The following is a 12,616-nucleotide window of genomic DNA, read 5'->3' on the forward strand; positions in this document are numbered from 1 at the left end:
TAGATGCTGACATGAAGTTTTAATATTGCGCACAATGTCAAAGGCACGTCAGATAGCGTTTGCGCTGTAGGTTGCGCTGTAGGTTGCGCTGGCGCTGGTAAAATCAGCCACAACGCCAGAGCGATTACAATCATATATGCCCCATGCGCCAGTAACACTGCAGCCAGCCCGCCAAAGGTAATCAGAGGTGGGATAAGCAAAGCCACGATCATGTAGGACAGGCCAAAAAAGCTGCTCCAAAGCGTCATCACCGCGCCGCGCGCTCTGTCAGAGCTATGTCGCGCCATCAAGATTGGCCCAGCAACAACGATTGCCAAATGCGTCGCGCCTTCCAATATGCGCAGCAAGATCATTATCGGGTAAGACGGCAAAAACGCTTGAAGAGCAGAGAGAATACCTGCGAACACAAGCCCCACGACAAAGGCGCGCCTGATCCCAACCCGCGTGATTAAGATGCCGCCGACAACGCCAAGAACCAAACCCACCGAACCGACACAAGAGATCAGAAAACCAAGCGCAACTTCGTTAACGTCATAGAGATCACGAAAGCTGTTCAAGGCAACCGCGATTTTGCCGAACTGCGCAGCTGCGCCGAGCCCAGCCATCCAAACTAACGTAATAATGAGATAGTCTGTGCGGGGGTGCATTTGGGTCATGTCATTGATTTTCTGCGCTAGGGCCCATGCCGATACAGTGGCTTCAGGATCGCTTGTGAACTCATCTATGTCAGGGTCATACCCCAACAGCCAGCCCAATTCGAAATAGAGCGGAGCAACAGCTTGAGCGCACCGATTGGAGCGCCTTCAGCCAAAAGGATATTGAGACTATTTAGCTCAATTTCTTGCGCCAAGCCTTAACCATACGGCGTGGCGCAAGTCATTTAGTATGACAGGTCAAACCTTTAGAAATGAATCGCACGCCCATAAGCATCCAACACGCTTTCGTGCATCATCTCAGACAGGGTCGGATGCGGGAAGACCGTGTGCATCAGATCCTCTTCGGTGGTTTCAAGCTGACGTCCGACCACATAGCCTTGGATCATTTCCGTCACCTCTGCACCAACCATATGCGCGCCGAGCAATTCGCCAGTTTTCGCGTCAAAGACGGTTTTTACCAAACCTTCCGCTTCACCAAGCGCGATGGCCTTGCCGTTGCCCATGAAAGGGAAGCGCCCCACTTTGATATCTAAACCAGCGTCTTTCGCCTGTGCCTCGGTCATGCCGACGGAGGCGACCTGTGGATGGCAATAGGTGCAGCCCGCGATAGAGCCAGGTTTGATCGGATGGACCTTTTTGCCCGCGATCAATTCTGCAACCATCACGCCCTCATGCGAGGCTTTGTGCGCAAGCCATGGCGCGCCCGCGATATCGCCAATCGCGTAAACGCCGTTGACGCCTGTTTTGCAATATTCGTCGGTCACGACATGGGTGCGGTCAATTTTGATGCCCGCCTCTTCCAAACCGAGCCCTTCAACATTGCCGACGATGCCAACAGCTGAAATCACCGTATCGAACTCTTCTGTCGTGACTTTCCCACCGGTTTCGATATGAGCCGTGACCTTACCCTTGGCGCGGTCAAGCTTCTTCACCATGGATTTTTCACGAATTTTCATACCCTGCGCAACAAAACTCTTCTTCGCAAAGGCACTGATTTCAGCATCTTCAACAGGCAACGCGCGATCCATCACCTCGACAACCGTCGTATCGGCGCCAAGGGTGTTATAGAAACTCGCGAATTCAATGCCGATTGCGCCGGACCCGATTACGAGGAGCTTTTTAGGCATATGCGGCGGTTGTAGCGCGTGTTTATAGGTCCAAACATGCGCGCCATCAGCCTCAAGGCCAGGCAACTCGCGGGCTCGAGCGCCCGTTGCCAAAACGATATTTTTAGAGCTGAGGACCTCTTCGCCCTTCTCGGTCTTCACAGTGACCTTGCCCTGACCTGAGAGTTTTGCCTCTCCCATCACCACATGAATTTTGTTTTTCTTCATCAGATGGCTGATGCCGCCAGACAATTGCCCAGCCACTTTGCGCGAACGCTGCACAACCGCATCGAGATCGTAATCAATGCCTTTGGCGCTGAGGCCAAATTCCTTGGCGCGATGCATCAGGTGGAACACCTCGGCAGAGCGCAGCATCGCTTTGGTCGGAATACAGCCCCAATTCAAGCAGATGCCGCCCATGTGTTCACGTTCCACAATCGCAACGTTCAGGCCAAGTTGCGCGCCGCGAATGGCAGCCACATAGCCGCCCGGCCCTGCGCCGATCACGATCATATCGAATTGGTTTTTGCTCATTGCGGGCCTCCTCTTTGAGGGTAAGCTACTCAGAGGCTTCACAAATGAAAAGAGCAGCCGAAGCTGCCCTCTCGTTTCTTTGAATTTAGTCGGCTTTACCTAGGCACTGACGCTTTGCAGTTCACGAACTGTGCTGGAATAGCCCCCGTTTGCGACATAATCTTGCTCAACGTCCGTGAATTTACGGGCGAGCGCCTCATTGCGATACGGGAAACGACCAAATTTGCGGTTCACTTCGCGGTGCGCTTGCGCGTGAAGCAGATTGCTTTCGCCCGTTTTCGGCATGCGTTCTTTCATCAAACGAATGCAACGTTCCTGATCGCATAGGCTCTCGGAATGCATCAACGGCATGTAAAAGAATTGGCGCGCTGGTTCGTCGACCCGCATATCCCAATTTCGATCAATCGCGACCTTCGCTGCGGCGAGCGCAGCCTTGTCAGAGGCAAACGCTTTGGACGTGCCCCGAAACATATTACGTGAAAACTGATCCATCAGAATGATGTAGGCCAAGGCCCCATTTGGATAGGTCAACCAAAGCCCGAATTTGCCTTGCATCGCCTCATTCCAAGTCGCTTCAAAGCGATCTCGGATTTCTTGATCCAGCCCCTTGTCCGAAGCGTACCAATCACTTGGTTTCTTTTCATCTAACCAAAAACTTAAAACATCTTCCGGTGCCGCAATCATGCTTATTCTCCCAATTGCGCGTCAGTAATAACGTTACGTTACCTATAGCTTAACCATTGGTGCCAATAACAAAATGCGTCAATTGCGACATAATTACGGGGAATTTTCCTCCATTTGCTCCTCAATCGCGTTTTCAATCGCAATTTCCTGCGCAACCTCAACAAAAACAGGGGTTGAGGACGGCATAATCGCTTGGAATCCTGCAGTATCTTCGACGGAGGGCGCTGAACGTTGTGTCATTCGGAACACAGCGTATGCAGCTATGGCGAGCATCAGCGTAGAAATCACACCAAAAAACGCGCCGGACCCCATGTTCGACATCAACCAACCTGTGATGATCGGTCCAGAAATCGCCCCCATTCCACTAACAAAGACCATGCCACCTGACGCGGCGGCCATATCTTCGTGCTCCAGAAAGTCATTGGTATAGGCCAGAAACAGCGAATAGAGCGGATTAGATGTTCCGCCAATCACGAAGGCCGCAACGATCAACAGGTTGAAATCTTTCCCCCAAAAAATTGCAACGACAGCAGCCAAACCGCCCAAAATTGCAGAGCCAAGGATCAACAAGCGCCGATCCATGCGATCAGACAGCCAGCCAATTGGATACTGCATCAGCAATGCACCGATATAAAACGCGGAAACAAAGATCGAAATTTGTGCAACGCTCAAGCCCGCTTGCCCGCCAAAGACCGCAGCCATGCCAAACTGGGCAGAGAACACGCCGCCAAGCAAGAACATACCGACAAACCCAAGCGGCGATGCTGTATAAAGTTCGCTTAGTGACATGGGCTTGGTGGTATCAAATGCGGGTGTCGGCGTGATCGACAACAAAATTGGCGCAAAGGCCACGGAAACCAGAACCGACGGCACGATGAACAGGATAAATCCGGACGGATCTCCCAAAAGCATAACGCCCTGCGCCGCCACGATTCCGATCATTTGAACGATCATATAAAGGGAAAGGGTCTGACCGCGTGTTTCGTTCGTTGCGGAATTGTTCAGCCAGCTTTCGGCGGTGACATACACACCAGAAAAACAAAATCCGATAATTATGCGCCCAACGATCCAAGCATTCGCATTGGTCAGCGCAGGATATAGGATCAAAACCGCAGAAATAAGCGAGCCAAGCGCCGCAAAGACACGCACATGTCCAACACGGCGGATCATCTCAGGCGTCGCGCGCGAGCCGCCCAAGAAACCGACAAAATAGGCCGACATGACAAGCGACATTTGAAAGGTGGAAAACCCTTCAATTTCGCCGCGCACACCAAGCAACGTGCCTTGCAAACCATTGCCAAGCATCAGCAGCATCATACCAAACAACAGAGCCCAAGAATTTGAGAGAACTAAGAACATATCGCGCCTCATAATTGGCAGCTTCAAAAACCCAGCGTGTAGGTGCGCGGCCATATAAGGTCTGGTGCAAGAACGACATCACATGGTCCATGCGCGCCTTTATCTTAGCACCTTATGCGCTTGGAATAAGCACCGAGCTGTCGCCATAGGAAAAGAACCGATACTGGTTCTCGATCGCATGCGCGTAAATCGCATCAACCGCCTCTTTTCCCATCAGTGCCGAAACCAGCATCATCAAGGTGCTCTTGGGAAGATGGAAGTTTGTCATCAGCGCCGTTGCAACATTAAAGCCAAAGCCGGGGTAGATGAAAATGTCGGTCTCCCCCTCCCATGGCGCAATCGCACCGCTGGCTTGCGCCGCGCTTTCGATCAAACGCAAAGCGGTTGTACCCACCGGAATAACACGGCGACCTTCGGCCTTGGCCTTGGCTATCTGTGCAGCCGCGGCTTCGCTGACCTGCCCCCATTCCGCATGCATTTTATGGGTGGTCACATCGTCGACCTTCACAGGCAGGAACGTCCCTGCCCCCACATGCAACGTCACATGGACAAATTCAACGCCCTGCGCGCGCAACTGATCCAGCAGTGCTTCATCAAAATGAAGCGATGCGGTCGGCGCAGCAACGGCACCTGAATTTTCGGCAAAGACCGTTTGGTAGTCCTGTTTATCCTGCGCATCCGCTGGCCGGCGCGCGGCAATGTAGGGCGGCAAAGGCATTGCCCCCGCTTCTGCCAAGGCCGCATCGAAATCATCGCCTTGCAGGTTAAATTCGAGAGTACCCTGACCGTCTTCCTTTGCAAGAAGTGTCGCGGAAAGATCATTTGAAAAGCGGATGACCTCGCCTTCTTTCACCTTGCGCAATGGTTTGATCAACGCGCGCCACGCACCCTGCTCTGCGCTTGGTTCAAGCAACGTTACTTCGATCTTTGCTTCGCCAGACCCATGTTCGCTTTCACGGCGGCGCAGACCAAACAAACGCGCAGGAATAACCTTGGTGTCATTGAGAACCAGAACATCACCTGCACGAAAAATCTCAGGCAAATCAGAGACATAACGATCCTCGATGTGATCGCCTTGCGCCAGCAACAACCGCGCAGAACTGCGCGGTTTCGCAGGGCGCGTCGCAATCAACTCTTCTGGCAGTTCGAAATCAAAGTCACTTAGTTTCATATCAAAGGTCAGACGTTTTATTGGCTCAGTTGCGGCGGCGGGCGGCGGAAAATCTCGCGGAACATGCCCGGAGTGAACAAGGACAGCGGGTTAACTTGCACATTTGGCGATGCCGCCGGCCCTTGCGCTGTGTAGTTGAACCCAATGAGACCTTCGCCGCGCCTTGTAAAGATCGATCCGATCCCGTTGATCGCAAAAAACGGCGAAACGACGCCCTGCATATCCATCGTTTTGCGCGCCACATTGTAATAGCCATCTACAGAAAGCCCCAAAGACGGGCCAACCGCGCTCGCCTTGGTCACCGTGATTGTGCTGGGCGTGATGCGAAACGTGGCGTCCACTTCGGCAAACATAAGGCCCCGTCCATCCATCTGTTCGAGCAGGCCAATTCCGCTGGCCGCGCTCAAAACAGCAAGCGCTGGCGGCGCATCGCGTAAACGGATGTTGGTGATTGCCAAAGTGCCATCATATTCCCCAGCCGCCGCGCGCGGGTCCAATCGCAAGGTTAATGCGCCCTCATTGGCACTGCTTAAAAGTCCAGCGGCACTGATCACACGTCCCGCATTGCTGGATTTGATTTCGACCGCAGTGCGCCCACCCTTTGGCAATGTGCGACCCGTGACCTGCATTTGACCATTTAGATCGCCGCTAAAGTCCCCTGTAAGCCCTCTGTCAGAAACGAACGCTCCTTTGAAATTGCGCAATGTCATATCACTGGTCACTTGCAAACGATCCAATGTGACGTCGAGCGGAACACTGCCGCCAGCAGCCCCCGACCCACCCGTGTTTTGCGCAGGGATGCGGCGCATGTCCAAACTCCCACCTGCAATCGTGACCGCGGGTGTCACATTCGCGCCGCGCCCCGTCAGCGTGAGCGGCGCATCGAGCCAATCCCCCGCCTTGACCCTTTGAAAACTGGCCCGCTCGAGCGAGCCGGAATTTCGGATGGTCACCGCTCCGTTCGCAAACAAGCCCGGCGCATCAAGGGTCAACCCCGTAACGCGCGGCGGTCCTGATTGTGCACTGCCAAGCCGACCGCGCACGGAAAGCTGGCCCCGCGTCCCAGTTCCAAGGCGCCAGCCCAAGGGATCAATGCGTAGTCCCAGTCCTGCAAGATTAGAAGTCAAAGCAAAATTAGGCGCGACATCAGGCTTGAGATCGAGCGTGATTTGCCCTTGTCCCTGTCCTGAAACAGAGCCCTTGGGCAGACCTATGTTGAACGCGTTGACAAAACGTTCCGAGAGTTCGATTTGACCCGACACCTGGCTACCCGCGCCAGGCGTGCCAAGTGGCATGCGCCATGCCCCTTCAAAGGTAACGCCGTCGATACTACCCGCACCATCCAAAGAAATCTGATCCGGAAGCGCGCGCAGATCAAGTTGGCGCGCAGCCAAAACGCGCCCATCTACCAACGTTTCGCTGCGCACATCTGAAATCTTGCCTGCGATATCAAATTCGATTTCCGATGTGGCGATCTGCTGTTTCAATGGAAGTGTGATGTCACCGCTCAAAACCGCGCGACCTTGGGCAAGGTCGACGCTTTGGCCTGCCTTGCTCAGGAATTCAAAAGGCTTTTGGTCTAGCAACGATAATGCTGCAGTCACCGCGCTTTGCGTTTCCAGTTGAATGTTTGCAGGCGCGCCCTTCAAGCGCATGTCTGGGATTTCAAAGACCGTGCTCGACACATCCACACGACCGCCTTTTGGGGCTATCACGACCCCTTTTTCAGCGACCGCTATCAGACGTTCATCATCAATGTGCAGAAACCCACGTCCCTCTTGCAAAGGCGGCATTTGCTTCATGAAACGAACACTTGCGTCGTCAAAGGCAAAGCCAAGGTGTAGATCAGGTTTAGCGCCAGCCTCCGCGCGAAATGCCAGCCTGACTTTGCTCAATTCACCTTTCAGAATGTTATTCGCGATCCAAGTCCGCGTGTTTTGTTTCAGATCATCGGGCCAGACGCGTAAAACTTCTTTGATTTCGAGCGTATCTGCGCCCGCATCCACCTTTAAGCGCCAGCCGTCCAAACCAATATCGGCCTGCGCTGAGGCAATCAAAACCTGCCCCGCTTCGCGCAGCACAAGTTGCCCTATGTCCAAGCGGAACGGATCAAACACCAGACGCATATCAACATCGGCTTGCTCAAGGGTCACAGGTTCTGGATAGAGGCCATCTGGATTTGCTTTGATACTACTTACGCTAAATTGACCAAGCATTGCTTCAGGCCAGCCACCGGGCGCATTTTGCATACGGGCGCGGCCTTCGCCCCGCATTTCAAACCAAGCGGACTTAACGTTCAGCTCTGAGAATTCGAGGATATTATCGTCAGGTTCATAGGTGAAATAAGCCTGCGCGCCCTCAAATGGGATCGGCTTCGCCTCATCTTCTGGCTGAACAACGCCTTCGCCAATTTGAAGCGTCGCATTGAGCGGACCAAGTTCACCGCGATCATCAACAACCGTGCGCAAGGAACCTGAAATTGGCGCTCGCAGCGCTTCCATCCATGCCAAAGCCTCTGATTGGCTGGCGATATCCTCAGAAGGCGCATCCGCGAGCGTCAGACCGATTTGCGCCGCCGGTGAGCCGATATCGCTGTCATAGCTCATCTCCAAAGTGGTCGCATAATCCTGCCCACCGAGCAGCGCGAAATCCGCGCCCATGGACAGCTGGTCGTTCTTGGTGCTCAGGCGCATCCGCCCGCCATCGACGGTCCACGCACGGCCAGCGCGCGCATCTTCATACAGAACCGTCAGACTGTTCGCCTCAACCTCGCGCAAATACTGAAGCTCTGGCCGCACGAGCAATTGATCTAGACGCTCAATAAGTTCCACAAGGCTCGCGCCCTGCCCAGTGGATTGCAAAGCCGAGCCGATGGTCAGATCGAAACTCCCATCTGAAGCGCGACGTAATTTCATCAGCGCGCCAGATAGTGAGACCTTCTTAGGTGAGAACTGCCCTTGCAAGGCTGCGGGGAATGACGCCCTAACGCTCAACTCGCTCAAAGACGCAAACGGCAGCCCTGTTTCATCGCGCACAGATACGTTTTGCAAAAACACCCGCGGGCTCAAATCAGAGCTTTCGATGCGCAAAAAGATACTACCGAGGTTAATGTCGAGCGTCGGCAGAGCTTCTGCCAATCGTTCTTCAACCCTTTGTTGCAACCATTCAGGCGCACGCAAGTCTCGGCCAATCAGCAGAACAAAACCAACCAAAAGCGCGAGGCCAAAGCCAAAAACACCGCGCAGTAAAGCCTGCGCGAAATGCCGCTTTTTAAAGCGCCGATCACGTTTTGGCTGCACCTCAGCCTCTTGAGGCTCAGTGTTTGACAGCTCCTGCTCTGACTGCGGTGTTTCGTTCATTTTTTTGAGTGTCTGCCCTTTTTACCGACGCGCAGCGTTCTATTGTCTGACCTCTTCTAATATGAAACCAAGAGCGGCGAAACCAAAGGGACAACAAATGATCGAAATCGGAGATAAAGCGCCAGAGTTCACTCTGCCAGCCACTGCAGAACAGGAATTGAGCCTCAAGGGATCAGGCCCGTTGGTTCTGTTTTTCTATCCGCGTGACAACACGCCGGGCTGCACCAAGGAAGCCATCGCTTTCACGGGAATGGAGCAGGAATTTGCCAAGCTGGGCGTGAAAATCTGGGGCATTTCTGCAGACGACATGGCCAGCCACGAAAAATTCGTCGCCAAACATGCGCTGACGATGCCGCTCTTGAGCGATACAGACAACGCTGTTTGCGAGGCTTATGGCGTGTGGAAAGAGAAAAACATGTATGGCAAAAAGTTCTTTGGGATCGAGCGTTCGACCTTTTTGATTGATGCCGATGGCACGCTCGCTCAGGTCTGGCGCAAGGTGAAAGTGCCCGGACACGCCGAGGCGGTTTTGGATGAAGTAAAGGCGTTAATCGCATGAAACCTTTGGCGGATATGGCACTGGATGTTCTGCAAACTGCAGATGGTCGCGCAAAAACAGCGCTCTCGCATAAATATGCAGCCGAATGGCGCGCTGCGCGTGAAGGCGGTGATCTGCCAGAAATCGGGACTGCCAATCCGCCAATGCATCCTGCACGCCCGGACAAGCCTGAACTTCTGTCACCGCGCGATGTTCCCCATCGCAAACCGGGCAGTGAACTTGGCCGGATCGCGCTGTTACATGCCGTTGCTCATATTGAATTGAATGCGGTTGATCTGCACTGGGATATCATCGCGCGCTTCAGCCATATCTCTTTGCCTGCTGGGTTTTATGACGATTGGGTCAGTGCTGCTGACGATGAATCCAAGCACTTCAATCTGCTCTGTGATTGCCTTGAGGAACTGGGCAGCCACTATGGCGCCCTTCCCGCACATGCAGGCATGTGGCGCGCGGCAGAAGACACCGCAGAAGACTTCATGGGGCGCTTGGCCGTTGTGCCAATGGTGCTCGAAGCGCGCGGCCTCGATGTTACACCCGGCATGATCAAAGTGTTCAAAAACGCCAAATTGGACAGCGCGGTTTCTGCGTTGGAAACCATCTATGCTGAGGAAGTGAGCCACGTCGCTTACGGCTCTAAATGGTTCAATTTCATGTGCGGGCGTGAAAATAGCGATCCCAAGGAAGTGTTTCACGCCCTTGTGCGGCGGTATTTCCATGGCAAACTGAAACCACCCTTCAATGAAGAAAAGCGCGCGGATGCGGGCCTGCCACCTGACTTTTATTGGCCCCTGACAGAAGACCTTTAGCACATATTTTGCGGCCCGATAGAAACCGCCAAGACATTGAGCTAGGCGGTTTTTTGCCACAATTCTCAATAAATTCCCCCTATTTCGAATCACAGCGCCCAAATGACTTGCGTGCATGCGAGGGGCTGTTTAAGGAATTTGTTAAGGCGCCGCGGGTCCACCACTCGGATCCATAACGAGCGTCATTATTGGGTTGGGACAATAAAGGGATGCTGGTTTGCGGACACGGCTTTCAATGAAGTTTAACGCGTTCTTAGAACGTCATTTTCCTGAGCGCAGGCTTTTCTTGCGCTCTGACGCGGACACGCGATTTATTCGCTTGCGTCCAGGAACACAAATCATCGGCTTTGTGGGCGTTGCTACGATTGTAGCATGGTCCATCATTGCGACGTCGATCTTACTAATGGACAGCATTGGTTCGGGTAATTTCCGTGACCAAGCGCGCCGAGATCACGAAGCATATGAGCGGCGTTTGAACGAGCTATCGGCAGAGCGCGATGCGCGGGCCGAAGAAGCCCTTGCTGCGCAAGACCGCTTCAACGCGGCTCTTAGCCAAATTTCCATGATGCAATCTGAGCTGCTGACCTCCGAAACGCAGCGTCGAGAGTTGGAAACAGGTATCGAAGTTGTACAAGCCACGCTGCGCAAAACGATGAAAGATCGTGAAGCAGCGCGTGAACAACTGGCAGAGCTGTCTGATGGCGGCGCCGGCCTTGCTGCTGGAAATGCGACAGACGATGCCGCGATGGATTTCCTTGCCAGTGCGCTTGAAGCCACGGCCAAGGAACGTGATCAGGTTGTTCTGGATGCACAAGACGCTTTGATCAAAGCCGAAGAAATGCAGGCCGAGATCAAGGTCATGGCCGACAAGAACGATCAAATCTTCCGTCAGCTTGAAGAAGCTATGACTGTTTCTGTCAAACCGCTCGACAAGATGTTCCGAGCAGCTGGCATGAACACCGACCGCATTTTGAATGAAGTGCGCAAAGGCTATTCTGGCCAAGGTGGCCCGCTCACTCCACTGAGTTTCTCGACGCGTAGCGAAGCGCCTTCTGGTGAAACAAAGCGCGCGAACCAAATCCTCAAGGATATGGACTCTCTTAACCTATACCGGATCGCTGCCCAAAAAGCGCCATTCGCTACCCCTGTTAAAAACTCGTTCCGCTTCACGTCCGGCTTTGGTCGTCGTTGGGGCCGCATGCATAACGGCACAGACTTCGCCGCTGCTCACGGTACGCCAATCTATGCAACGGCTGACGGTGTTGTGATACACGCGGGTTGGCAATCAGGCTATGGTAAGCTTGTAAAAATCCAGCACCAGTTCGGGATCGAAACACGATACGCCCATCAATCAAGAATTCGCGTCAAGGTTGGACAAAGAGTCTCGCGCGGACAACGCATTGGTGATATGGGCAACACAGGACGTTCTACAGGTACCCATCTACACTATGAAGTTCGTGTAGGCGGGAAACCCGTCAATCCAATGATTTACATTAAGGCTGCAAACGATGTTTTCTAAAAGCAAAATCAATGAGCCCGGCCCAAACGCGGACGGCACAACACCAAGCACTCCAGAAGCCAGCACATCAGCTGCGCCTGCTGTGCCACCACGTGCAAGCGAGTTCAAAGCTTCTGCACCTAAGGCAAAGCCACCGGCCTCTACCCTGTCTGCAGACCTGCACATCACGGGCAACCTGAAAACAACCGGCGATATTCAGGTCGAAGGCACTGTTGAAGGCGACATCCGTGCGCATCTTTTGACAATCGGTGAAACCGCAACGATCAAAGGCGAAGTGATCGCAGATGACGTTGTCGTCAACGGCCGCATCGTTGGCCGTGTGCGTGGTCTCAAGGTTCGCCTGACATCCACAGCGCGCGTTGAGGGTGATATCATCCACAAGACTATCGCGATCGAAAGTGGCGCACACTTTGAAGGTTCCGTGCAGCGTCAGGATGATCCGCTCAACACAAAAGGTGCCTCCAAGGTTCCAACTGGCGCACCGAAGCCCGAGTGATCCCTTTGGTGTCCAAAAGATTTAGAGAGGGTCGCTTCGTGCGGCCCTTTTTCATGCACAGCTTAAAATTAACTGTGAACGCATGAGCGATAAATACGCCGCCTTTATGCCCGGTGCGAGCATCGCTAAAACGGCCCCTGATCCTCTAAGCCTCTTAGGTTGGTCCGCCTTCTTTTCCCAGCAAACCGACGCAGATAGCTTACTCGAAACGCCGCCCATGCGAGTCACATCCGTGCATCGCAGTGGCTTGCAAGTGCAAGGCGTCGACACGCGGGGCGTTATTCCACCGCGCAAAGATGTGACCGTCGGAGATTGGGTGCTATTCAATGCAGAGATCCCGCAAGACAGCGTCCTTCTTGAGCGAAAG

At 53.7% G+C, this 12,616-nt stretch carries 10 protein-coding genes and 1 pseudogene; 5 read left to right on the top strand and 6 right to left on the bottom strand.

Annotated features, from left to right (window positions below):
- The 6 genes from ABJQ89_RS20545 to ABJQ89_RS20570 form a co-directional block, all read right to left on the bottom strand.
- Positions 1-743: MFS transporter (locus ABJQ89_RS20545; RefSeq protein ID WP_348498018.1), on the bottom strand; the 743-nt coding region annotated here is incomplete at its 3' end.
- Between the two features lie 158 nt (positions 744-901).
- Complete coding sequence (gene lpdA, locus ABJQ89_RS20550) at positions 902-2,296, bottom strand: dihydrolipoyl dehydrogenase (protein WP_348498019.1); 1,395 nt, start codon at positions 2,294-2,296, stop codon at positions 902-904.
- Positions 2,297-2,395: 99 nt separating this feature from the next.
- Positions 2,396-2,977, bottom strand: coding sequence for a DUF924 family protein (locus tag ABJQ89_RS20555; RefSeq protein WP_348498027.1), 582 nt, complete (start codon positions 2,975-2,977; stop codon positions 2,396-2,398).
- Positions 2,978-3,073: 96 nt separating this feature from the next.
- Positions 3,074-4,339 (bottom strand): MFS transporter, encoded by a 1,266-nt coding sequence (locus ABJQ89_RS20560; protein WP_348498020.1) that lies wholly within the window; start codon positions 4,337-4,339, stop codon positions 3,074-3,076.
- 112 nt (positions 4,340-4,451) lie between these two features.
- Positions 4,452-5,510, bottom strand: coding sequence for a tRNA preQ1(34) S-adenosylmethionine ribosyltransferase-isomerase QueA (gene queA, locus ABJQ89_RS20565; RefSeq protein WP_348498021.1), 1,059 nt, complete (start codon positions 5,508-5,510; stop codon positions 4,452-4,454).
- A 17-nt stretch (positions 5,511-5,527) separates the two neighbouring features.
- Positions 5,528-8,869 (bottom strand): DUF3971 domain-containing protein, encoded by a 3,342-nt coding sequence (locus tag ABJQ89_RS20570; RefSeq protein ID WP_348498022.1) that lies wholly within the window; start codon positions 8,867-8,869, stop codon positions 5,528-5,530.
- Between the two features lie 97 nt (positions 8,870-8,966).
- On the opposite strand from ABJQ89_RS20570, the gene ABJQ89_RS20575 reads away from it, so the two are divergent.
- The 5 genes and pseudogenes from ABJQ89_RS20575 to ABJQ89_RS20595 all read left to right on the top strand — a co-directional run.
- On the top strand, positions 8,967-9,428 hold the full coding sequence (locus ABJQ89_RS20575; RefSeq protein WP_348498023.1) for a peroxiredoxin: 462 nt from the start codon (positions 8,967-8,969) through the stop codon (positions 9,426-9,428).
- A complete protein-coding gene (locus tag ABJQ89_RS20580) occupies positions 9,425-10,234 on the top strand; it encodes a ferritin-like domain-containing protein (protein WP_348498024.1) in 810 nt (269 codons plus the stop codon). The genes ABJQ89_RS20575 and ABJQ89_RS20580 overlap by 4 nt, the downstream gene beginning before the upstream one ends.
- 217 nt (positions 10,235-10,451) lie before the next feature.
- Positions 10,452-11,753 (top strand): M23 family metallopeptidase, encoded by a 1,302-nt coding sequence (locus tag ABJQ89_RS20585; protein WP_348498025.1) that lies wholly within the window; start codon positions 10,452-10,454, stop codon positions 11,751-11,753.
- Positions 11,743-12,249 carry a polymer-forming cytoskeletal protein gene (locus ABJQ89_RS20590; protein WP_348498026.1) on the top strand — a complete coding sequence of 169 codons (507 nt, stop codon included), beginning with the start codon at positions 11,743-11,745 and terminating at the stop codon, positions 12,247-12,249. The genes ABJQ89_RS20585 and ABJQ89_RS20590 overlap by 11 nt, the downstream gene beginning before the upstream one ends.
- Before the next feature lie 82 nt (positions 12,250-12,331).
- A pseudogene (locus ABJQ89_RS20595) lies at positions 12,332-12,616 on the top strand (ribosome small subunit-dependent GTPase A); the annotation flags it as partial.

The organism is Planktotalea sp., assembly GCF_039984035.1.
GTDB lineage: Bacteria > Pseudomonadota > Alphaproteobacteria > Rhodobacterales > Rhodobacteraceae > Planktotalea.